Origin of the sequence: Micromonospora sp. HB375, from assembly GCF_017872985.1 — a bacterium.
GTDB classification, from domain to species: Bacteria; Actinomycetota; Actinomycetes; order Mycobacteriales; family Micromonosporaceae; genus Micromonospora; species Micromonospora chalcea.
In genome coordinates, this window is record NZ_JAGGJO010000001.1 from 4,556,237 (window position 1) to 4,581,788 (window position 25,552).

The window sequence follows — 25,552 nt, forward strand, 5'->3', positions numbered from 1 at the left end:
GCCGGGTCACGAGTCGGAGCCTTCCAGGGCCATCCGGACCAGGCCGGCGACGTCGAGTTCGCGGATCTGGGTCTCGGGTGCGGACGGCGTGACCGGGGCAGCGGACGCCACGGCCGGCGTGCCGGCACTCGTACGGGCCAGCTGGAGCAGCTGGTCGAGCAGGCCCGCCTGCCGCAGCTCGTCGAGCGGGATCGCGGCGAGGGCCCGGCGCACGGACTCCTCGTCGCCGCCGTCGCCGTCCTCCCCCGCAGCGCCCGCGAAGAGCTGCTCGTACAGGTGGCCGGCCAGGCCGTCCGGGGTGGGGTAGTCGAAGACGACGGTGGTGGGCAGGTCGTGCCCGGTCGCCGCGGTGAGCAGGTTGCGCAGTTCCACGGCGGTGAGCGAGTCGAAGCCGAGGTCCAGGAAGCCCCGGTCGGTCTCGATCGCGTCGGCGGAGGGGTGGCCGAGCACCTTCGCCGCGTCGACCCGCACCATCTCCAGCAGTGCGGCCCGCCGCTCGTCGTCCGGCAGCGCCCGCAGCCCGGCGAGCAGGTCCCGGGCGCCGGGCGCGACCGCCTCCGGCGCCTCGGCGGGGGCGGCGGCCAGCCCGCGTACGGCCGGCAGGTCGGCCAGCAGCGGACTGGGCCGCAGCGAGGTGAACAGCGGCTGGAAGGTGGCCCAGTCGACGTCGGCGACGGTGACGCAGCTGTCGCCGACCGCCAGGGCGTGCCGCAGCCCGGCCATCGCCACGCCGGGCGGCATCACCTGGAGGCCGCGGCGGCGCAGTTGCTCCGCCGCACCCTCGGTGTACATGCCCGACTCGGTCCACGGTCCCCAGGCGATGGAGGTGGCCGCCCGGCCCTGGCCGCGTCGCCGCTCGGCGAGCGCGTCCAGGTAGGCGTTACCGGCCGCGTACGCGCCCTGTCCGCCGCTGCCCCACACCGCCGAGATGGACGAGAAGAGCACGAACGCGTCCAGTTCGGCGTCGCCGAGCAGCTCGTCGAGGTGTTCGGCGCCGCAGACCTTCGGGGCGATGACGTACGCCAGGTCCTCCAGGGTGGTGTCGGCCAGCGGCACCACCTCGCTGACACCCGCGGCGTGCACCACCGCGCGCAGCGGCGGCCCCTCCCGCCGGAGATCGGCCAGGAGGTCGGTGACGGCGGCGCGGTCGGCGGCGTCGCAGCGGACCACCCGGCAGTCCACGCCGAGCCCGGCCAGCTCGGAGATCAGCTCGGCGGCGCCCGGGGTGCCGGTCCCCCGCCGGCTGGTCAGCACCACCCGTTGCGCGCCCTCGGCGGCCACCCAGCGGGCCACGTGCCCACCGAGCGCACCGGCGCCGCCGGTGATCAGCACCGTGCCCCGGGGCTGCCACGGCGTGAGTTCCCCGTCGGTGGTGGTGGCCGGTACGAGCCGCCGCACCAGCACCCCGGACTCGCGGACGGCGAGCTGGTCCTCCACGCCGCCGCCGGTGAGGATGCCGCCGAGACGCATCGCCGTCCACGGCTCCAGGTCAGTGGGCAGGTCGACCAGCCCGGCCCAGCGGGCGGGCTGCTCCAGCGCGGCCACCCGGCCCAGGCCCCACAGCATCGCCTGCCGCGGGTTGGCCGGGGCGTCGCCGTCGCCGAGGCCGACGGCGCCCTGGGTGACGCACCAGAGCCGGACCGAGGCGTCGAGGTCGACGAGCTGCTGGAGCAGGTGCACGGTCGCGGCGAGGCCGCGCGGCAGCGCCGGGTGCTCGGCGTGCGGGGCGTCGTCCAGGCCGAGGAAGGACAGGATCGACAGCGGCCCGTCGCCCGCGCCGAGCGCCTCGGTGAGCACGTCGGCGAACCCGCCGCACAGCTCCTCGGAGTCGGCGGCGGTGTCCACGGGCACGATGCTCACCTCGGCGCCCAGGGCCCAGGTGCAGGAGTGCAGGTCGGGGTCGTCGGCCCGGTCGGCGGGCAGCAGCACCAGCCACCGGCCGGGGTCCTGCTCCTGCGAGGTCTCCGCGATGGGCTCCCAGACCGCCCGGTAGCGGGTGCCGTCGACCAGGGCCTGCTCCCGGCCGCGCCGGCGCCACGCCGACAGGGCGGGCAGCACGGTGCCGAACGGCTGGTCGCGGTGCACGTCGAGGTCGCGGGCCAGCGACTCCAGGTCCTCGGCCTCGACCGCGGCCCAGAAGCGGCGCTCGACCTCGGTGGCCTCGTCGGCGGCCACGAGGGCGGCCCACGGCGGCGGCTCCGGCCAGTAGCGCTGCCGGTCGAACGCGTAGGTGGGCAGCTCGACCCGCTGGGCGCCGGTACCGGCGTAGACGGCGGACCAGTCCGGGGAGACGCCGTGGGTGTGCAGCGCGGCGAGCGCGCGCAGCAGGGTGCTCGGCTCGGCGCGGTCCCGGCGCAGGGCGGGCACCACCAGCGGGGCCCGGCCGCCGGCCGGGGCATCGGCCAGGACGGCCTGGGCGAGGGCGGTGAGCACCCCGTCCGGGCCGATCTCGACGTAGCCGGTGACGTTGCGCTCGCGCAGTGCCACGACGGCGTCGGCGAAGCGTACCGCCTCGCGGGCGTGGCGCACCCAGTAGCCGGGCGCGCCGATCTCCGCCGCGTCGACCGGCGCGCCGGTGACGGTGGAGACCATCGGGATGCTCGGAGCCGCGTACCGCAGCCGTCCGGCGACGGCGGCGAGGTCGTCGAGCACCGGATCCATCAGCGGACTGTGGAACGCGTGGCTGACCGCCAGGCGCCGGACCCGGACACCCCGGGCGGCCCACTGGGCGGCCAGTTCCTCGACGGCGTCGCCGGCCCCGGACACCACGACCGCGGCGGGGCCGTTGACGGCCGCGACGGAGACCCGGTCGGCCCGCTCACCGAGCGTGGCGGTCACCTCGGCCTCGGTGGCGGCGACGGCGAGCATCGCGCCCCCGGCCGGCAGCGCCTGCATCAGCCGGCCCCGGGCGGCGACCAGCTCGGCGGCGTCGGCCAGGGAGAGCACACCGGCGGCGTGGGCGGCCGCGATCTCGCCGATCGAGTGCCCGGCGACGGCGTCGGGGCGGACCCCCCACGCCTCGAACAGCCGGAACAGCGCCACCTCCACGGCGAACAGCGCCGGCTGGGTGAATTCGGTGCGGTCCAGCGCCTCGGCCTCATGCGTGCCGGGCTCGGCGAAGAGCAGTGGCCTGAGCGGGCGGGGCAGGTGCGCGTCGAGGGCGGCGCAGGCCTCGTCCAGGGCGGCGGCGAAGACGGGGAACGCCTCGGCCAGCTCGCGACCCATCCCGGCCCGCTGGGCGCCCTGCCCCGAGAACAGGTACGCCACCTTCGGCCGGGGCACCGCCACGCCGGTGACCACCAGCGGCGCGTCCTCGCCGGCGCCGAGGGCGCGCAGCCCGGCGCCCAGCGCGATCCGGTCGGTGGCCAGCACGACGGCCCGGTGTTCCAGGGCTGCCCGGGCGACGGCCGACGACCAGCCGACGTCGACCGTACGTGGCGCCTCCAGCCCGGTGAGCTGCTCGGACCAGCGCTGCGCCTGGGCGGCCAGCGCGAGCCCCGAACGGCCCGACAGCAGCACCGGCACCACCGGCAGCCGCGCCGGGTCACCGGTCGGCTGCTCGGCTTCGACCGGCTCCGGGGCCTGCTCCAGGATGGTGTGCGCGTTGGTGCCGCTGATGCCGAACGAGGAGACGGCGGCGCGGCGCGGGTGGTCGGTGACCGGCCAGGGGCGGCCCTCGCGGAGCAGTTCGACCGCACCGACGCTCCAGTCCACCTGGTCGGTCGGCTCGTCCACGTGCAGGGTCTGCGGCAGGTAGCCGTGCCGCAGCGCCAGCACCATCTTGATGATCCCGGCGACACCGGCGGCGGCCTGGGTGTGACCGATGTTCGACTTGATCGAGCCGAGCCAGAGCGGCTGCTCGGCGGGCCGCTCCCGGCCGTACGTGGCGAGCAGGGCCTGCGCCTCGATCGGGTCGCCGAGCTTCGTGCCGGTGCCGTGCGCCTCGACGGCGTCCACGTCGGCCGGGGCGAGGCCGGCATTGGCGAGCGCCTGCCGGATCACCCGCTGCTGCGACGGCCCGTTCGGGGCGGTGAGGCCGTTGGAAGCGCCGTCCTGGTTGACGGCGCTGCCCCGGATGACCGCGAGCACCGGGTGACCGTTGCGGCGGGCGTCGGAGAGCCGCTCGACGAGCAGCAGGCCGAGGCCCTCGCCCCAGCCGGTGCCGTCGGCGGCGGAGGCGAACGCCTTGACCCGGCTGTCCGGGGCGAGGCCCCGCTGCCGGCTGAAGCCGACGAACACCCCGGGGGTGGACATGACGGTCACGCCGCCGACCAGGGCGAGTGAGCACTCCGAGCGGCGCAGCGCCTGGCAGGCCCAGTGCAGCGCGACCAGCGACGACGAGCAGGCGGTGTCGACCGAGACGGCGGGGCCCTCCAGCCCGAGGGTGTACGACACCCGGCCCGACAGGACGCTGCCGGCGTTGCCGGTCATCAGGTGCCCCTCGGCGCCCTCGGCGCTGAACATCAGGTTGCGGTAGTCCTGGTAGTTGGTGCCGACGAATACGCCGGTGGCGCTGCCGCGCAGCGTGTGCGGGTCGATCCCGGCCCGCTCGACCGCCTCCCAGGACGCCTCCAGCAGCAGCCGCTGCTGCGGGTCCATGGCGAGGGCCTCGCGGGGGCTGATGCCGAAGAAGCCGGCGTCGAAGTCGGTGGCGCCGGTGACGAAGCCGCCCTCACGGGCGTAGCTGGTGCCCTCCTTCTCCGGATCGGAGTCGAAGAGCCGGTCCAGGTCCCAGCCCCGGTCGGTGGGGAACTCCCCGATGGCGTCGCCGCCGGCGGCGAGGAGCTGCCACAGTTGCTCCGGGGTGTCCGCCCCACCGGGCAGGCGGCAGCTCATCGCCACGATGGCGATCGGGTCGTCGTCCTCGGCCGCGGCGGCCGGGGCGGGGGTGGTCGCGTCGGGGACGATCCCGGTGAGCAGTTCGCCGAGGTGCGCGGCGAGCACCGTCGGGTTCGGATAGTCGAAGGCGAGCGTCGCGGGCAGCCGCAGGTCGGTGGCGGCGGCCAGGAAGTTGCGCATGTCGACTGCCGTCAGCGAATCCAGGCCGAGGTCGCGGAAGGGCTGGGTGGCCGGGATGTCGTCGGCGGCGCCGTAGCCGAGGGCCGTCGCCGCGCACTGCCGCACCAGCTCCAGCAGTGTCGCGGTGCGCTCCCCCGGCGCGAGCGCGGCGAGCCGCCGGGCGAGGGCCGATGGTACGCCCGTCTCCTCCTCGGCGGCCTCCTGCTGCCCGGCCGGCTGCGTCGCCTCCTGGGCCTCGGCGAGGTCGCCGATCAGCGGGCTGGGCCGTACCAGGGTGAACGCGGGGGCGAAACGGGCCCAGTCGATGTCGGCGACGACTGTGGTGGGCTCGTCGCGGCGCAGCGCCCGGGCGAGGGCCTCGACGGCCAGTTCCGGGTCCATGCCGATCATGCCGCCCCGGCGCAGCCGTTCCTGGGCGCGTTCGTTCTCGGCGGGCAGGCCGGCCCCGCGCCAGGCGCCCCAGGCCACCGAGAGGGCCGGCAGTCCCTCGGCCCGGCGCCGCTCGGCGAGGGCGTCGAGGAAGGCGTTGGCCGCCCCGTACGCGCCCTGCCCGGCGTTGCCGGTGGTTCCGGCCACCGAGGAGAAGAGCACGAAGGCGTCCAGGTCGAGGTCGCGGGTCAGCTCGTCCAGGTGCAGCGCGGCGACGCACTTCGACGCGGCGACGGTGTGCAGGCGCTGCGCGGTGACGGTGTCGACGATGCCGTCGTCGAGGACGGCGGCGGTGTGCAGCACGGCGCTCAGCGGGGCGTCGGCGGGGACGGCGGCGAGCAGGTCGGCCACCTGTGCCCGGTCGGCGACGTCGCAGCGGGCCACTGTGACCCGTACGCCGAGACCGGTCAGCTCCGCCTCCAGCTCGGCGGCGCCCGGGGCGTCCGGGCCGCGCCGGCTGGCCAGCAGGACGTGCGCGGCGCCGGAGCGGCCCGCCCAGCGGGCCAGATGCCCGCCCAGTCCGCCGGTGCCACCGGTGATCAGCACGGTGCCGCGCATCCGCCGGGTGTCGTCCGCGTCGCCGGACTCGACCGGCTCGGGTTCGGTGATCCGGGTGAGGCGGCGGACGAAGACGCCGGAGGCGCGGACGGCGAGCTGGTCCTCGCCCCGGCCGGACTGCTCCGCGCCGTCGTCGCCGAAGGCGTCTTCGCCACCGCTGGCGCCGAGCGCCGCGCAGAGCAGCGCGCCGGCCTGCGCGTCGAGCACGTCGGGCAGGTCGAGCAGGCCGCCCCAGCGGGCGGGGTGTTCCAGGGCGACGGCGCGGCCGAGCCCCCAGACGGAGGCGGCGGCGGGGCGCGGCGCCGGGTCGTCGGCGCAGGCCACGACGGCTCCCCGGGTGGCGCACCACAGCGGCGCCTCGACGCCGAGCAGCCCGAGCGCCTGCACCAGCAGGGCGGTGCCCGAGACGGCCAGCGAGGTGGCCGGATGCTCCGGGTGCGCCCGCTCGTCCAGACCCAGCAGCGAGAGCACGGCGACGGGTCCGTCCGGGCCGGTGAGCGCGGCGCTCAGCCGCTCGGCCAGCGCCGCCGGGTCGTGTGTGACGTCCAGCTCCACCGGGACGACGTCCGCGCCGAAGTTGCCCAGGGCCGACAGCACGTCGGTGACCAGCGGGTCGTCGCCCAGCGCCGCGGGCACCGGCACGAGCCAGGTGCCGGCGAGCCAGGTCAGCGGCAGGTCGGGCAGGGCCCGCCAGGTGACCCGGTAGCGCCAGCGGTCGATGTCCGGGGCGGCGTCGGCCGCGGTGAGGAAGAGCGGCGGCGCGGGCCAGTACCGGTGGTGGTCGAAGGCGTACGTGGGCAGGTCGACGGTGGCCGCGGCGGGCAGCACCCTCGTCAGGTCGACGGGCAGGCCGACGGCGTACGCGGTGGCGAGGTTGGTCAGCAGCCGGGTCGCGTCGTCGTCACCACGACGCAGACTGCCGATGGTGTGCCCGCTCACGCCGGTGTCGTCGAGGATCGCGGTGACCGGCATCGTCAGCACCGGATGCGGGCTGATCTCGACGAACGTGGTGTGCCCGGCAGCAACAGCCGTCCGCACGGCCGCGTCGAAGAGCACAGTCTGCCGCAGGTTGTCGTACCAGTAGTCAGCGGTCATCACCGCCGGATCCACCCAGTCCCCGGTGAGAGTGGACACGAGCCGGGTGTGACCGGCCCGCGGACCGACACCGGCCAGGTCCGCCCGAAGCTGCTCGGCGACCTCCTGCACCGCGGGCGAATGCGACGCGTAGTCCACCGGGATCAGCCGGGCACGAACACCCTCGGCCCCGCACGCCTGGACAAGGCCGGCGACGTGCTCCGGCGGACCCGACACCACGACGGTGGACGGGCCGTTGACCGCCGCGACCCCGACACCCGGGAACGCCGGCAGCCGCTCGGCCACCGCCTCCGCCGACAGGTCCACCGACGCCATCGTCCCGGTACCCCGCAGCACCGCCAGCGCACGCGACCGCAACGCCACCGTCCGCGCCGCGTCCTCCAGGCTCAGAATGCCCGCCACGCACGCCGCGCCGATCTCACCCTGCGAGTGGCCGATCACCGCGTCCGGAACCACACCCGCCGCACGCCACACCGCCGCCAGAGCGACACCGACGGCCCACAGCACCGGCTGCACCACCTCGACCCGGTCCAGCCACGACTCGTCCTCGCCCGTGAGCACCGACACGAGATCCACATCGAGATACGGCGCCAACGCCCGCCGGCACTCCGCCAGACACTCGTCGAACACCGGCGTACGACCCACCAGCCCCGCCGCCATCCGCGCCGACTGCGCGCCCTGACCCGGAAACACGAAGACCGGACCCGCACCCGGACTCGACGCCACCCCCGTGACCACGTTCCCCGCCGGCTGACCGGCAGCGAAGGCATCCAGCCCGGCAAGCAACCCCTCGACGGACGACCCGACGACAACGACGCGATGATCGAACGCCGACCGGGTAGCCGCCAACGACCAGCCCACCTCCACCGGATCGATCCCACCCCGCTCACGCACGTGCCGCGCAAGCCGGGCAACCTGACCGGCCAACGCCGCCCCCGACCGCGCCGACACCGGCCAGGCCACCACATCCGAAGCGACCAACCCCGCCCCACGCCCACCCGCACCCGACTCGACCGGCTCAGCCGACTGCTCGATGATCACGTGAGCGTTGGTGCCGGAGATGCCGAACGAGGAGACGGCGCCCCGGCGTACCCGGCCCGTCTCGGGCCACGGGCGGGCCTGCGTCACCAGTTCCACCGCGCCGGCCGTCCAGTCGACGTGCGGCGACGGCGCGTCGACGTGCAGCGTCGCCGGCACGAGGCCGTGCCGGATGGCGAGCACCAGCTTGATCACGCCGGCCACGCCCGCGGCGGCCTGGGCATGGCCGATGTTCGACTTCACCGAGCCGAGCAGCAGTGGCGGCGCCTCGTCACGGTCCTGCCCGTACGTGGCGATGAGCGCCTGCGCCTCGATCGGGTCGCCCAGCCTGGTGCCGGTGCCGTGCGCCTCCACCACGTCGACGTCGGCGGTGGAGAGCCGGGCGGAGGTGAGTGCCTGGCTGATGACCCGCTGCTGGGCCGGCCCGTTGGGCGCGGTCAGCCCGTTCGACGCGCCGTCCTGGTTGACGGCGGTGCCGCGGACCACAGCCAGGACGCGGTGGCCGTTGCGGCGGGCGTCCGACAGCCGCTCGACCAGCAGCCAGCCGACCCCCTCGGAGAACCCGGCGCCGTCGGCGGCGGCGGCGAACGACCGGCAGCGCCCGTCGGTGGAGAGTGCGCGCTGCCGGCTGGATCCGATGTAGAGGCCCGGGGTGGCCATCACGGTCACCCCGCCGGCCAGCGCCAGGTCGCACTCCCCCGCCCGCAGCGCCTGCACGGCGAGGTGCAGCGCCACCAGCGACGACGAGCAGGCCGTGTCGATGGATACGGCCGGTCCTTCGAGCCCGAGGGCGTACGACACCCGGCCCGACGCGACGGCCGCCGCGCCCCCGGTCATCGAGTGCCCTTCGTCGCCGTCGGGCGACATCATCAGCAGGGTGCCGTAGTCCTGCCCGTTGGTGCCGACGAACACCCCGGTCCGGCTGCCGCGCAGCGAGGCGGGGTCGATGCCGGCGGCCTCGACCGCCTCCCAGGAGGTCTCCAGCAGCAGCCGCTGCTGGGGGTCCATGGTCAGCGCCTCGCGCGGCGAGATGCCGAAGAAGGCGGAGTCGAAGTCGCCGGCCCCGTCGACGAACCCGCCCTCCCGGGCGTACGAGGTGCCCGGGTGGTCGGGGTCGGGGTGGTAGAGGCGCTCCAGGTCCCAGCCCCGGTCGTCGGGGAAGGGCGCGACGGCGTCCCGGCCGTCCCGCAACAGCTCCCACAGGTCGTCGGGGTTGCGCACCCCGCCCGGCAACCGGCAGCTCATCGCCACGATCGCCACCGGCTCCAGTTCCTGGGACTGGGCCTCGCTGAGTCGGCGGCGGGTGTCGTGGAGATCAGCCATGACCCGCTTGAGGTAGTCGCGGAGCTTGTCTTCGTTGGCCATCGGAGTGCCGCTTCCTCGAAAGAGACGGGAGAGAGCTGGAGCTGGGTCAGGAGATGCCGAGGTCCTTGTCCACCATCGCGAACAGTTCGTCGTCGGTGGCGTCGTCGAGGTGCCGGCCGATGTCGGCGCCACCGCTGTCCTGGCCGAGCCGGGAGAGCATCGCCTGCAGGCGTACGGTGGCCCGCACCCGGGCCGCCTCGTCCCGGGCGACCACGTCGAGGCCCTCGGCGATCCGGTCCAGATCGTCGAGGAGCGCGTTCGGGGTGACCACGTCGTCGTGGGCGACCTCGGCGTAGAGGTACTCCGCCAGGGTCGTCGGGGTCGGGTAGTCGAAGACCAGGGTGACCGGGAGGGCCACGGCGGTGGCCGCGCCGAGCCGGTTACGCAGCTCGACGGCGGTGACGGAGTCGAAGCCCAGCTCCCGGAACGCCCGATGCTCGTCCACGGAGTCGGCGGACGGGTAGTTGAGCACGGCGGCGACCTGGCCACGGACCAGGCCGAGCAGCACGGCGAACCGCTCGGCGGCGGGCAGCCCGGCGAGCCGCTCCCGCAACGACTCCGGGCCGTCGCCGACCTCCACGCTGTCCATCGCCTCGGCGGCGGCGAGCCGCCGCACGTCCGGCAGGTCGCTGATCAGCGGACCGGGCCGGGTGGCGGTGAACGCGACGGAGAACCGTTCCCAGGCGATGTCGGCGATGGTGAGGAACGCCTCGCCGTGGTCCACGGCCTGGTGCAGCGCGGTGATCGCCGCCTCCGGGGTCATCTCGGGTACGCCGTGGCGGTGCAGCAGCTCGCCGAGCGGCCCGTCGGCCATGCCGCCGCCGGCCCACGCCCCCCAGGCGACGGAGGTGGCGGTGAGGCCGAGGCCCCGGCGGTGCTGGGCGAGCGCGTCGAGGAACGCGTTGCTCGGGGCGTAGTTGCCGACGCCGGAGCTGGCCACGCTGCCGGCGAAGGACGAGAACATGACGAACGCGGACAGCTCGTGGTCGAGGGTCAGCTCGTGCAGGTTGTACGCGACGTCGACCTTGGCCCGCAGCACCCGTTCGATCTGCTCGGGCCGGATGTCGTTGATCATGGCGTCGTCGAGGACCGCGGAGGCGTGCACGACCGCGGTGAGCGGGTACTCGGCGGGGATCGCCTCGATCAGCTCGGCCAGGGCGTCGCGGTCGGAGGCGTCGCACTCGACCACTGTGGCCTGGGCGCCCAGCGCGGTGAGGTCGTCGACGAGCTGCTGCGCGCCGGGCGCGGCCATGCCCCGCCGGCTGACGACGACGATGTTCTCCACACCGCTGCGGGCCAGCCAGCGGGCGGCGTGCCCACCGAGCGCGCCGGTGCCGCCGGTGACGAGCCCCGTGCCGTACGGCTGCCACGGGTTGGCGGGCTGACTGTCGCCGAGCGGGACGCGGGTGAGCCGGCGGGCGAGCAGGCCGCTCGGGCGTACCGCGATCTGGTCCTCGTCCCCGGCGGTGGTGAGGGCCGCGACCAGCAGGTCGGCACAGCGGTCCTCCACGGCCTCGGGCAGGTCCACGAGGCCGCCCCAGCGCTGCGGGTGCTCCAGCGCGGCGACCCGGCCGAAGCCCCAGACCAGCGACTGCGCCGGGGCGCGCAGCAGGTCGGCCATGCCTACCGACGCGGCGCCGGAGGTGACGCTCCACATCGGCGCGCGCAGGCCGATGTCGCCGAGGGCCTGGAAGAGCGCGACGGTGGCGGCGAAGCCGCCGGGCACGGAGGGGTACAGCGGGTGGGCCAGCTCGTCGAAGGCGAGCAGCGAGACCACGCCGGCGGCGTCGGCGGTGGCGTCGCCGCCCGGTGCGGCGGCGAGCGCCTCCTGCAGCAGCTTGCCGAACTGGTCGCGGTCGACGTCGGGCGTGGAGACGGCCACCGGCACGAGCGTCGCGCCGGCCGCCGCGATCGCCTCGACGCAGGCGTCCTGCCAGGGCTCGATGATGTCGCCGGTCGGCATGACCACGACCCAGGTGCCGTCCATGCCCCGGTTGGCGACGCCGGTCAGGGGCTTCCAGGTGTCCTGGTAGCGCCAACTGTCGATGTCGGCCTGCCGGCGCCGCTGCCGGCGCCAGGAGGTGAGCATCGGCAGGGCCGGCAGCAGCGCGTCGAGAACCTCGTGTGCCGGGGTCTCCTCGGTGGCGATGGTCTCGGCGAGCGCCGTGACGTCCCCGCTCTCGACGGCGGCCCAGAAGCCCGCGTCGCCCGGGTCGCCGCTCATGCCCGACAGCAGGGTCTCCAGGTCGGGCCCGCCGCTGCCGTCGAGCCAGAACCGCTGGTGGTCGAAGGCGTACGTGGGCAGCGGCGCGACCTCCGTCTCGGCGAGGACGTCCGCCAGGTCGACGGGCAGGCCGACGGCGTACGCGGTGGCGAGGTTGGTCAGCAGCCGGGTCGCGTCGTCGTCACCACGACGCAGACTGCCGATGGTGTGCCCGCTCACGCCGGTGTCGTCGAGGATCGCGGTGACCGGCATCGTCAGCACCGGGTGCGGGCTGATCTCGACGAACGTGGTGTGCCCGGCGGCGACCGCCGTACGGACCGCGGCGTCGAACTGCACGGTCTGCCGCAGGTTGTCGTACCAGTGCTCCGCGCCCATGGTGAGCGGGTCGGCCCACTCGCCCGTGAGGGTGGAGACCAGCCGGGTGTGGCCGGCCCGCGGGGTGACGCCGGCCAGGTCCGCGCGGAGCTGCTCGGCCACCTGCCGCACGGCCTCGGAGTGCGACGCGTAGTCCACGGGGATCAGCCGGGCGCGGACGCCCTGCGCCTGGCACGCCTGCACGAGGTCGGCCACGGGCTGCGGCGGGCCGGACACCACGACGGTGGACGGCCCGTTGACGGCCGCGACTCCGACGCCCGGGAACTCCCCCAGGCGCTCGGTGACCGCGTCGGCGGACAGGTCGATCGACGCCATCGTCCCGGTCCCCCGCAGCACCGTCAGCGCCCGCGACCGCAACGCCACTGCCTTCGCGGCGTCCTCCAGGCTCAGGATCCCGGCGACACAGGCCGCGCCGATCTCGCCCTGGGAGTGACCGATCACCGCGTCCGGGACGACGCCCGCCGCGCGCCACACGGCCGCCAGGGCGATGCCGACGGCCCACAGCACCGGCTGCACGACCTCGACCCGCTCCAGCCACGACTCGTCGTCACCGGTCAACACCGCGACGAGGTCCACGTCGAGGTACGGCGCCAGGGCCCGCTGGCACTCGGCCAGCTTCGCGTCGAACACCGGCGTACGACCGACGAGCCCGGCCGCCATCCGCGCCGACTGCGCCCCCTGACCCGGGAACACGAAGACGGGACCTGCGCCGGCGCTGGTGACCGTACCGGTGACGAGGTTCCCCGCCGGCTGGCCGGCGGCGAGGGCGTCCAGCCCGGCCAGCAGCTCGTCGGCGGTCGACCCGACGACGGCGGCACGGTGGTCGAACGTCGAGCGGGTGGTGGCCAGCGACCAGCCGACCGCCGCCGGATCGATCTCGCCGCGCCTGCGCAGGAAGTCCGCGAGCCGGGCCGCCTGCCCGCCCAGGGCGGTCCTCGACCGGGCCGACACCGGCCAGAGGGTCACGTCCGACGCGACCAGGCCCGGCCGGCGCGCGGGCTCGACGGCGCCGGTCCCGTCCGCCTGCCCGCCGTCGACGGTCGCCGCCTCGGCGACGCGCGGGCGGTACTCCTCCAGGATGACGTGGGCGTTGGTGCCGCTGACCCCGAAGGAGGAGACGCCGCCGCGGCGGGGGCGGTCCAGTTCCGGCCACGGCTTGGACTCGGTGAGCAGGGAGACCGCCCCGGCCGTCCAGTCCACGTGCGGGGACGGCTCGTCGATGTGCAGGGTCTCCGGCATGACGCCGTTACGCAGCGCCATCACCATCTTGACCAGCCCGGCGACGCCGGCGGCGCTCTGGGTGTGGCCGATGTTCGACTTCACCGAGCCCAGCCACAGCGGACGGTCGGCCGGGCGGTCCTGCCCGTACGTGGCGATGAGCGCCTGCGCCTCGATCGGGTCGCCGAGGGTGGTGCCGGTGCCGTGCGCCTCGACCATGTCGACGTCGGCGGAGCCGAGCCGGGCGTTGGCGAGGGCCTGGCGGATGACCCGCTGCTGAGAGGGGCCGTTGGGGGCGGTGAGCCCGTTGGAGGCGCCGTCCTGGTTGAGGGCGCTGCCCCGGATCACGGCGAGGACCGGGTGGCCGTTGCGTTCGGCGTCGGCCAGCCGCTCCACGACGAGCACGCCGCCGCCCTCGCCCCAGCCGGTGCCGTCCGCGCCGGCCGCGAAGGCCCGGCACCGGCCGTCGACGGACATGCCGCGCTGCCGGGAGAAGACGACGAACACGCCGGGGGTGACCATGACGGTGACGCCACCGGCGATGGCCAGGTCGCACTCGCCGCGGCGCAGGGCGTTCACGGCGAGGTGCAGGGCCACCAGCGAGGAGGAGCAGGCGGTGTCCACGGTGACGGCCGGGCCGTTGAGGCCGAGGGTGAACGAGATCCGGCCGGACGCCACGCTTGTGGTGTTGCCGGTGCCGATGTACATGTCGACACCCTCGGGCACGTTCGGCAGACCCATGCCGTAGTTCGAGGTGCTCAGCCCGACGAAGACACCGGTGGAGCTGCCGCGCAGCGACAGCGGGTCGATGCCGGCCCGCTCGACTGCCTCCCAGGACGTCTCCAGCAGCAGCCGCTGCTGTGGGTCCATGGCGAGGGCCTCACGCGGCGAGATCCCGAACAGGGACGGGTCGAAGTCACCGGCGCCGTCGAGGAACCCGCCGATGCGGGTGTAGCTCTTGCCCGGCTTGTTCGGGTCGGGGTCGTAGAGCGCCTCCAGGTCCCAGCCCCGGTCGTCCGGGAACTCGGTGAGCGCGTCCCGGCCGTCGGCGACAAGCTCCCACAGGTCCTCCGGCGACCGCACGCCACCCGGGAAGCGGCAGCTCATCGAGACGATGGCCAGCGGCTCCTGGTCGCGGGCCTCGACGGTCTGCAGCTTGCGCTTGGTGTCGTGCAGGTCGGCTGTCACCCGCTTCAGGAAGTACCGCAGCTTGTCGTCGCTCATCGGGTGGCCCCTGCCTCGGTCCGAAGGTTGGTCATCTCAGGAGATTCCAAACTCTTTGCTGATGAAGTCGAAGATCTCGTCGTCGCTGGCCGAGTCGAGGTCTGGCCGGTCCGGTTCGACGGTGGGCCCGGCCGCCAGGTCGGACGCCTTGGCGAGCAGGTCCTGCATCCGGGCGGTGAACCGGGCGCGGGCCGCCGGGTCGAGCGGGATGGCGGTGAGCAGGCTCTCCACCGTGTCGATGCCCTGGAAGAGCGGCTGGGTGGAGGGCGCCGCGTCGGCGGCGATCTCGCTCGTCAGCTTCTCGGCGAGCGCCGTCGGCGTCGGGTAGTCGAACACGAGCGTCGCCGGCAGCCGCAGGCCGGACAGGCTGTTGAGCCGGTTGCGCAGATCGACGGCGGTGAGCGAGTCGAAGCCCAGGTCGGTGAAGAGCCGGTTCGGGTCGACCGCGTCCGAGCCGGCGTGGCCGAGGACGGCGGCGATGTTCGCGCGTACCACGTCGAGCACCACCTTGAGCCGCTCCGGGGCGGCCAGTCCGGCGAGCCGCCGACCGAGTTGCACCCCGCCGGAGCGGGCACCGGTGGCGTCCATGGAGCGTCGCAGCGGCACCCGGACCAGGGCCCGGAGCATGGGCGCGAGGGTGCCGGTCTCCGCCTGCCCGCGCAGCGTCCCGACGTCCAGGCGCATCGGCAGGACGGTTGCCGCGTCGAGCCGCCACGCGGCGTCGAAGAGATCCAGCGCCTGTTCGGTGGCCAGGCCGGTGGCGCCCTGCTCGGCCATCCGCCGCACGTCGTCGCCGCCGAGGTGGCCCGTCATGCCGCTGGCCTGCGCCCACAGGCCCCAGGCGAGCGAGATGCCGGCGAGCCCGCGTGCCCGGCGGTGCGCCGCGAGGGCGTCGAGGAAGGCGTTCGACGCCGCGTAGTTGGACTGGCCGGCGCTGCCCAGCGTGGCCGCCGCCGACGAGAACAGGACGAAGGCCGCAAGGTTCGCGTCGGCCGTGAGGCGGTGCAGGTGCCAGGCGGCGTCGATCTTCGGCACGGCGACCGCGTCCACCCGTTCGGGGGTCATCGACTCCAGCACGCTGTCGTCGAGGACGCCGGCGGCGTGCACCACGGCGGTGAGCGGGTGCGCTGCAGGCACCCCGGCCAGCAGCGCCGACAGGGCCTCGGGGTCGGCGGCGTCGCAGGCCGCGACGGTCACCTCCGTACCGGTGCCGGCGAGTTCGTCGACCAGGTCGCCGATCCCCTCGGCCGCCGCGCCGCGCCGCCCGGCCAGCAGCAGGTGCCGTACGCCGTGGCTGGTGGCGAGGTGGCGGGCCAGGATGCGGCCCAGCACGCCCGTGCCGCCGGTGATCAGCACGGTGCCGGCCGGGTCGATCCCGCCGGGCAGCGGCTCGACACCGGCCGGAACCCGGCCGAGCCGTGGGGTGCGGACCTGCCCGTCGCGCACGGCGAGCTGCGGCTCGCCGGAGGCGATGGCGGCGGCCAGCGCGGCGGCGCTGTCCGGGGCGTCGTCGAGGTCGACGAGCTGGCACCGGCCCGGGTGTTCGAGCTGGGCGGCACGCAGCAGGCCCCAGACCGGGGCCTGGCACAGGTTCACCTGCTCCTGCTCCCCCGCCGCGACCGCGTCCCGGGTGACGAGCACCAGCCGCGAGTCGGCGAACCGGTCGTCGGCGAGCCAGGTCCGCAACGCGGCGAGCGTACGGTGCGTGGCGGCGCGCGCCTGCGCGGCGAGCTCCGGGTCCGACGGGTTCCCGGCGTCGCCGACCGGGACGATCACCAGCTCGGGCGCCGGCTCACCCCCGGCGAGCAGGTCGCCGAGGGTGTCGAGCCCGACGTCGGTACGCACCCGGGCACCGGCCGCCTCGCAGGCCGCGCTGAGCACCAGGTCGTCGCCGAGCGCCACCCAGCGGATGGCCGCCGGCACGGGGCCGGTGGGCACCGGCAGCACGGGCCAGTCCACCTGGAACAGCGACTCGTGCCGGCCGGAGCGGGCCGCGCCGAGGGAGTCCCCGGAGACACGGCGCATGATCAGCGAGTCGACGTGCAGCACCGGGGCGCCGGTGGCGTCGGCCACCTGGAACGAGACGCCGACCTCGCCGGCCGCGGCGACGCGCACGCGCAGGGCGGTGGCCCCGGCGGCGAGCAGGGAGACCCCGGTCCAGGCGAACGGCAGACGGGGCACGCCGACGTCGGCGCGGTCGCCCATCCGGCCGAGGAAGCCGCCGATCGACATGGCCTGCAGCGCGCCGTCGAGCAGCGCCGGGTGCACGCCGAAGCGGCCGGCCTCGGCGTGGTGGCCGGCGGGCAGCTCGACCTCGGCGAAGACCTCGTCGTCGCGGATCCACGCGGCACGCAGACCCCGGAACGCCGGCCCGTACCCGAAGACGGTCGCCTCGATGCCGGAGTAGAAGTCGTCGGACTCGACGCGCGTCGCGCCGGGCGGCGGCCACACCCCCAGGTCGAAGGCGGGCGCGGCGTCGGCCGGCTGCGGGCCGAGCAGGCCGGTGGCGTGGCAGGTCCAGGCGACGTCGGCGAGGATCTCGTCGGAGCCGTCCCGGTAGGGCCGGGAGTGGAGCTGGACGGTGCGCCGCCCGTCGTCGTCGCGGTCGCCGACCGTCAGCTGCACCTGGAGCGCGCCGAGTTCGGGCAGGACGAGCGGGGCGAGCAGCGTCAGCTCCTCCACCGTCGGGCAGCCGGCCTGCGCACCGGCGTATGTGGCGAGTTCCACGAAGGCGGTGCCGGGCAGCAGGATGTTGTCCATCACCCGGTGCTCGCCGAGCCACGGGTGGGTACGCACCGACAGCCGCCCGGTGAAGACCATCCGCTCGCTGTCGGGGAACGTCAGCGTGGCGCTGAGCAGCGGGTGCCCGGCGTCCTGGAGACCGGCGGAGCTGACATCCTGCGCCCGGTGCGCCGGCGGCTCGACCCAGTACCGCTGGTGGTCGAAGGCGTACGTGGGCAGGGCGACAGGGTCGGTCCCGGCCAGGACGGCCGTCAGGTCGACGGGCAGGCCGATCGCGTGGGCGGTCGCCAGGTTCGTCAGCAGCCGCGTCGGATCGTCGTCACCGCGGCGCAGGCTGCCCAGGGTGTGCCCGGTGACGCCCGCATCGTCCAGGATCGCCGTCACCGGCATCGTCAACACCGGGTGGGGGCTGATCTCGACGAACGTGGTGTGCCCGGCGGCGACAGCGACGCGCACGGCGGCGTCGAACTGCACGGTCTGCCGCAGGTTGTCGTACCAGTAACCGGCGTCCATCGAGGACGGGTCCACCCAGTCCCCCGTCAACGTCGAGACAAGCCGAGTGTGCCCCGGCTGCGGGCTCACGTCGGCCAGGTCCGCGCGCAACCGCTCCGCGACCTCCTGCACCGCCACCGAGTGCGACGCATAGTCCACCGGAATCAACCGCGCCCGCACCCCGTCGGCCTGACACGCCTCCACCAGATCCGCGACCGGCTGCGGCGGACCCGACACCACCACCGTCGACGGACCGTTCACCGCCGCCACCCCGACACCCGGGAACGCCGACAGCCGCTCAGCCACCGCCTCCGCCGACAGGTCCACCGACGCCATCGTCCCGGTACCCCGCAGCACCGTCAGCGCCCGCGACCGCAACGCCACAGCCTTCGCCGCGTCCTCCAGGGAGAGAATCCCCGCCACACACGCCGCGCCGATCTCACCCTGCGAGTGACCGACCACCGCCGCCGGGGTGACCCCGGCGTGCTGCCACACCGCCGCCAGCGCCACACCCACAGCCCACAGCACCGGCTGCACGACCTCCACCCGCGCCAGCCACGACTCGTCGTCACCGGTCAACACCGCAACGAGGTCCACATCGAGGTACGGGGCCAGGGCCCGCTGACACTCCGCCAGACGCGCGTCGAAAACCGGCGCACGACCCACCAGACCCGCCGCCATCCGCGCCGACTGCGCACCCTGACCCGGGAACACGAACACCGCACCCGCGCCATGCGACAGAGCCGCCGCCGCGACCACGTTGCCGGCCGGCGACCCCGACGCCAGAGCGTCCAGCCCCGCCAGCAACTCCTCCGCGCTCGACCCGACCACGACCGCCCGCTGGTCGAACGTCGACCTGGTGGCGGCGAGAGACCAGCCCACCGCCGCCGCATCGACCTCGCCGTGCTCGCGTACGTGCCGGGCCAGCCGGGCCGCCTGGCCGGTCAGGGCTTCCCTCGACCGCCCCGACAGCGGCCATGCCACGACGCCGGAATCCACGAGGCCGGGCCGGGTGTGCACGCGTGCGGCGTCGACCGGCTCGTCACCCTGCTCGATGATCACGTGGGCGTTCGTGCCGGAGATGCCGAACGACGACACCGCCGCCCGGCGCGGCCGGTCCACCGCCGGCCACGGCCGCGACTCCGTGGCCAGCTCGACGGCGCCGGAGGTCCAGTCGATGTGCGGGGACGGCTCGTCCACGTGCAGCGTCGCCGGGACGAGGCCGTGCCGGATGGCCTGCACCATCTTGATCACACCGGCCACCCCGGCGGCGGCCTGGGCGTGGCCGATGTTCGACTTGATCGAGCCGAGCAGCAGCGGCCGGTCGGCGGGCCGCTCCCGCCCGTACGTGGCCAGCAGGGCCTGCGCCTCGATCGGGTCACCGAGCGTGGTGCCGGTGCCGTGCGCCTCGACCACGTCCACGTCGGCCGTGGTAAGGCGGGCCGACGCCAGCGCCTGGCGGATCACCCGCTGCTGCGACGGACCGTTCGGGGCGGTCAGCCCGTTGGAGGCGCCGTCCTGGTTGATCGCCGAGCCGCGCACCACCGCGTACACGGTGCGGCCCTGTCGGCGCGCGTCGGAGAGCCGCTGCACGAGCAGCATGCCCACGCCCTCGGACCAGCCGGTGCCGTCGGCCGACGCGGCGAACGACTTGCACCGGCCGTCGGCGGCCAGGCCGCGCTGCCGGGAGAACTCGACGAAGGCGGTCGGGGTGGCCATCACCATCACGCCACCGGCGAGGGCCATGTCGCACTCGCCGCGCCGCAGCGCCTGACCGGCCCAGTGCAGGGCCACCAGCGACGAGGAGCAGGCCGTGTCCAGCGACACCGCCGGCCCCTCCAGTCCGAACGTGTACGCCACCCGGCCGGAGATGACGCTGCTGGTCATCCCGGTCAGCATGTAGCCCTCGGCGGCCTCCGGCGAGTACGCGAGCAGCGAGCCGTAGTCCTGGCCGCTGGTGCCGACGAAGACGCCGGTGCTGCTGCCCCGTACGTCGGCCGGGTCGATGCCGGCGGACTCGAAGGACTCCCAGGTGGTTTCCAGCAGCAGCCGCTGCTGCGGGTCCATGGCCAGGGCCTCGCGGGGCGAGATGCCGAAGAAGCCGGGGTCGAACCGGTCCACGCCGCTGAGGAAGCCGCCGCCGCGGGCGTAGAAGGTGCCGGGGGCGTCGGGGTCGGGGCTGTAGAGGCTGTCGAGGTCCCAGCCACGGTCGGTCGGCAGGTCGCTGATCGCGTCGACGCCGTCGACCACCAGCCGCCACAGGTCGTCGGGCGACCACACGCCGCCGGGCAGCCGGCAGGCCATGCCGATGATCGCGAGGGGCTCGTCGTCGCCGACCGGCACGGTGGTCGTCGCGGGTCGCACGGGGACCGGGGTGCCGGCGATCTCCGTACCCAGGAAGCCCGCCAGGTCGTGCGGGGTCGGATAGTCGAAGACGAGGGTGGCCGGCAGCCGCATCCCGAAGGCGTTGTTGAGCCGGTTGCGCATCTCGACGGCGGTCAGCGAGTCGAAGCCGAACTCGCTGAACGCCCGGCGCGGCTCGATGGCCGCCGGGTCGGGGTAGCCGAGCACGGCGGCGGCCTGCCCGCGGACGATCTCGACCAGAGCGGCGGCCCGCTCGGCGTCGCCCAGCCCGGCGAGCTGCTGCACCAGTGACGCGCCGGTGGTGGCCGCGGCGGCGCGCGCGGGCGTGCGGATCAGCGCCCGGTACAGCGGCGGGATGCTCCCGCCGGCGAACTGCACCTTCATCGCGGCGAGGTCCAGCCGGGCCGGGACGAGCGCGGCGTCGGTGGTGCGGCAGGCCACGTCGAAGAGCGCGAGCCCCTCCTCGGCCTCCATGGCGGCGACCCCGGAGCGGGAGATCCGGTTGAGGTGGACGTCGTCCAGCTCGGTGGTCATGCCGCTGCGGTCGGCCCAGAGGCCCCAGGCGAGGGTGAGCGCGGCGAGGCCGCGCGCCTTGCGGTGGTGGGCCAGCCCGTCGAGGAACGCGTTGGCGGCGGCGTAGTTGCCCTGGCCCGGGCCGCCTGCGGTGGCGGCCAGCGAGGAGTACGAGACGAACGCCTTCAGGCCGAGGTCGGCGGTCAGCTCGTGCAGGTGCCACGCGGCGTCGACCTTGGGCCGCAGCACGCCGTCCATCCGCTCGGGGGTGAGCGAGGAGATGACGCCGTCGTCGCGGACGCCCGCGGCGTGGACGACGGCGGTGAGGGGGTGCTCCGCCGGGATGCCGGCCAGCAGCTCGGCCACGGCGGCGCGGTCGGCGACGTCGCAGGCGGCGACGGTGACGCTCACGCCGAGCGCCTCCAGCTCGGCGCAAAGCTCCGCGACGCCCCCGGCGGCGCGGCCGCGCCGGCTGGTGAGGATGAGGTGCCGGACGCCGTACGTGCTGACCAGGTGCCGGCTCATCAGCTGGCCGAGGGTTCCGGTGGCGCCGGTGATCAGGACGGTGCCGTCGGAGTCGAACGGGGCGGCCGGCGGCTCGGCCGGGGCGGGAACCCGGGTGAGCCGGGCGCCGGCGGCGACACCCGCGCGGATCACGACCTGCGGTTCGTCGGTCGCGACGGCCGGGACGAGCACGGCGGCACAGCCGGCCACGTCGTCGACGTCGACAAGCACGAACCGGTCGGGGTTCTCCGACTGGGCGGAGCGGAGCAGGCCGATCACGGCGGCGCCGGCCAGGTCGGTCAGGTCGGCGTCCCGGTCGGTGGCGACCGCGCCCGAGGTCAGCACCACCAGCCGGGACACCGCGTAGCGCTCCTCGGCGAGGAACTGCTGGAGCACGGCAAGCACCCGGTGGGTCGCCTCGGCGACGGCGCGCGGCACGTCCGCCGACGCGGGCGGGTCGAGCAACGGCAGGACCAGCACGCCGGGCGCGTCCGTCCCGTCGTCCATCGCCGTGGCCAGGGCCGTCAGGTCGGGGTACGCCGCCACGGCCGTGCCGGTGGCCGCGACCGCGTCGGTGAGCGCCGCGGCGTCGCCGATGACCGCCCAGTCGACAGTGGACGGGCCGGCGGGCAGCGCGAGCGGCGCCCAATCGACCTGGAAGAGCGACTCGGTGCCGCCGCCGGAGGCGGTGCGGAGCTGGTCGGCGGAGACCGGCCGCAGGACCAGGGAGCCGACGGAGATGACGGGCGCGCCGGTGACGTCGGTGAGCAGCAGCGAGATGCTGTCGGGGCCGGTGTGCGAGACCCGGACGCGGGCCGCCGCGGCCCCGGCGCCGTGCAGGGCGACGTCGTTCCAGGAGAACGGCAGCCGGCCGTACCCCGGGGGCATGCCCGCCCCTGAAGGCTCTCCGGCCGGCGTGGTCAGGCCGAGGGTGTGCAGCGCCGCGTCGAGCAGGGCCGGGTGCAGGCCGTACCCGCCGGCCTCGGCGGCGGGGGCCTCGGGCAGCGCCAGCTCGGCGAAGAGGTCGTCGCCGCGCCGCCACGCGGAGCGCAGGGCGATGAAGGACGGACCGTAGTCGTAGCCCTGGGCGGAGAGGTTCAGGTAGAGGTCGTCGGTGCCGACCTCGGTGGCGCCCGGCGGCGGCCAGGTGGTCAGGTCGGACCAGCCGGCGGGGCCGCTCGGGGCGGCGGGGCCGCTGGCCAGCACGCCGCTGGCGTTGCGGGTCCAGGTCCGCTCGCCCGTGCCCTCGGCCGGCTCGCCGTCCTGGGCGGAGTGCAGCGACACGGACCGGCAGCCGGTCTCGTCGGCCGGGCCGATCCAGAGCTGGATGTCGACGCCCCCGGTCTCCGGCAGGATCAGCGGCGACTCCAGGGTGAGTTCGCGGACGTGGTCCGCGCCGACGTGCGCGCCGGCCTGGAGGGCGAGTTCGACGAAGCCCGTGCCGGGCAGCAGCACGGTGTCGAAGACGACGTGGTCACAGATCCACGGGTGGGTACGCCGGGCCAGCCGGCCGGTGAACAGGAATCCCTCGGCGTGCGCGACGCCGACGGCGGCCCCGAGCAGGGGGTGTTGCGCGGGGCGCAGGCCGACGGCGGTGACGTCGCCGGTCCACCCGGCGCCCGCCTCGGGCCAGTAGCGCTGGTGCTGGAAGGCGTACGTGGGCAGGTCGACGCGCCGCGCGCCGGTCTCGGCGAACCACTGCCGCCAGTCGACCGCCACCCCGTGCACGTGCAGCTCGGCCAGCCCGGCCAGCAGCCCGTGCGCCTCGGGCCGGTCCCCGCGCTGCGCCGGCACGGCGAGCACGGCGTCGTCGGCGGGCAGGATGTCGCCGACCATCGCGGTCAGCACGCTACGCGGGCCGACCTCCAGGAACGTGTCCGCCCCAGCGGCGCGCAGCGCGGCGACCCCGTCAGCGAACCGCACCGCCTCGCGCACGTGCCGCACCCAGTACTCCGGCGTGCGGATCTCATCGCCGGCCAGGGCACCGGTCACGTTCGACACGACCGGCAGCACCGGCGCGGCGAACTCCAACCCGTCGAGAACGGCCCGGAAATCAGCGAGCATCGGCTCCATCAACGGACTGTGGAACGCGTGGCTGACCGCGAGCCGACGCGTCCGCACACCCCGGTCCTTCCAGACCCGCTCCACCTCGTCGAGGGCCTCAACGGCACCGGAGACCACAACAGCCTGCGGACCATTGACCGCCGCGATCCCTACACCGGCCAACCCGTCCAGCGCCGCCGCCACATCGGCCTCGGCCGCCGCGACCGCCAGCATCCCGCCACCGGTCGGCAGCGCCTGCATCAACCGGCCCCGCGCCGCCACCAACGCACAGGCGTGCTCCAGCGACAGCACCCCCGCCACGTACGCCGCCGTGACCTCGCCGATCGAGTGGCCGCCGACCAGGTCGGGGGCGACGCCGAAGGACTCGACGAGACGGAACAGCGCCACCTCGACGGCGAACAACCCCGCCTGCGTGAACACCGTCTGATCCAGCAGCTCCGCCTCAGCCGAACCCGGCTCGGCGAAGAGCACCTCACGCAGCGGGCGCGGCAGGGCCCTGTCCAGGTGCCCGCACGCCTCGTCGAACGCGGCGGCGAACACCGGGAACTCGGCGTACAACTCCCGGCCCATGCCGGCGCGCTGCGCACCCTGGCCGGAGAACAGCACCGCCAACGGACCCCGGCCGCCGGCCTGGCCCGTGACAACCGCACCCGACGGCTGCCCGGCGGCCAGGGCACGCAACCCGGCCAGCAACTCCTCACGGCCGGTCGCGGAGACCACGGCCCGGTGCTCCAGGGTGGAGCGTGAGGTGACCGACGAGAAGGCCACGTCCAGGGGCCGCAGGGTCTCGTCGGCGGCGATCCGGGCCGCCCAGCGGCCCGCCTGCGCGGCGAGGCCGGCCGCGTCCCGGGCCGACACCGGCACCGGCACGACCGGCCGCTCGACCGGCGACGCGGCGGCGGCCGACGGGGACTGCTGGGGCTCCGGAGCCTGCTCCAGGATGGTGTGGGCGTTCGTGCCGGACACCCCGAACGAGGAGACGGCCGAGCGGCGCGGCCGGCTCACCGCCGGCCACGGCGTCGCCTCGGTCACCAGCGACACCTCGCCGGCCGACCAGTCGACCTCGGGCGTCGGCTCGTCCACGTGCAGGGTGGGCGGTACGACGCCGTGCCGCATCGCCATGACCATCTTGATCACACCGGCGACACCGGCGGCGGCCTGGGCGTGACCGATGTTCGACTTGACCGACCCGAGCAGCAGCGGCGCCGAGTCCCCCCGGTCCTGCCCGTACGTGGCGAGCAGCGCCTGCGCCTCGATCGGGTCGCCGAGCCGGGTGCCGGTGCCGTGCGCCTCCACCACGTCCACGCCGCCGGTGGCGAGGCCGGCGTTGGCCAGCGCCTGCTGGATCACCCGCTGCTGCGACGGCCCGTTCGGGGCGCTCAGGCCGTTGGAGGCGCCGTCCTGGTTGACGGCGCTGCCCCGCACCACGGCGAGGACGGGGTGGCCGTTGCGCTGCGCGTCCGACAGCCGCTCCAGCACCAGGACGCCGACGCCCTCGGACCAGCCGGTCCCGTCGGCGGCGGCGGCGAACGCCTTGCAGCGGCCGTCGGCGGCGAGGCCGCGCTGCCGGGAGAACTCGACGAAGGCGGCCGGGGTGCACATGGCGGTGACCCCGGCGACGATCGCCAGGGTGCACTCCCGCTGCCGCAGCGCCTGCCCCGCCAGGTGCAGGGCGACCAGCGAGGACGAGCAGGCGGTGTCGATGGTGACCGCCGGGCCCTCCAGCCCGAAGGTGTAGGCGATCCGGCCGGAGACCACGCTGCCGGCGTTGCCGGTCATCAGGTGCCCCTCCAGGCCCTGCGCGGCACCCATCAGCACGGTGCCGTAGTCCTGGCCGGTGCTGCCGGCGAAGACGCCGGTGCGGCTGCCGCGCAGCGAGTGCGGGTCGATGCCGGCCCGCTCCAGGGCCTCCCACGATGTCTCCAGCAGCCAGCGCTGCTGCGGGTCCATCGCCAGCGCCTCGCGGGGGGAGATCGCGAAGAAGCCCGGGTCGAAGTCGGCCAGGTCGTGGACGAAGCCGCCCTGCCGCGTGTACGACGTGCCGCTCTGTTCAGGGTCGCTGTCGTAGAGCGACCCGAGGTCCCAGCCGCGGTCCTCGGGGAAGTCGGTGACCACGTCCCGGCCGGACGCGACCACCTCCCACAGGTCCTCGGGAGAGCGCACCCCGCCGGGGAAGCGGCAGCTCATGGAGACGATGGCGACCGGTTCCTGTTCACCGGCCTCCACCTCGCGCAGGCGCTGGCGCACCTGGTGCAGGTCAGCGGTGACCCGCTTGAGGTAGTCGAGAAGCTTCGCCTCGTCAGCCATGGACCGCGCACTCCTTGTGTT

At 75.1% G+C, this 25,552-nt stretch carries 3 protein-coding genes; all 3 read right to left on the reverse strand.

What is annotated here, in order from left to right; genetic code table 11:
• Positions 1-6: 6 nt before the first annotated feature.
• The 3 genes from J3R08_RS20585 to J3R08_RS20595 are packed head-to-tail and all read right to left on the reverse strand — an operon-like array spanning position 7 to position 25,531.
• Complete coding sequence (locus tag J3R08_RS20585; protein ID WP_209962507.1) at positions 7-9,504, reverse strand: type I polyketide synthase; 9,498 nt, start codon at positions 9,502-9,504, stop codon at positions 7-9.
• 46 nt (positions 9,505-9,550) lie between these two features.
• Entirely contained in the window at positions 9,551-14,545 is a 4,995-nt protein-coding gene (locus J3R08_RS20590) for a type I polyketide synthase (protein ID WP_209962508.1), read from the reverse strand.
• A 36-nt stretch (positions 14,546-14,581) separates the two neighbouring features.
• Positions 14,582-25,531 carry a type I polyketide synthase gene (locus J3R08_RS20595; protein ID WP_209962511.1) on the reverse strand — a complete coding sequence of 3,650 codons (10,950 nt, stop codon included), beginning with the start codon at positions 25,529-25,531 and terminating at the stop codon, positions 14,582-14,584.
• Positions 25,532-25,552: the final 21 nt, after the last annotated feature.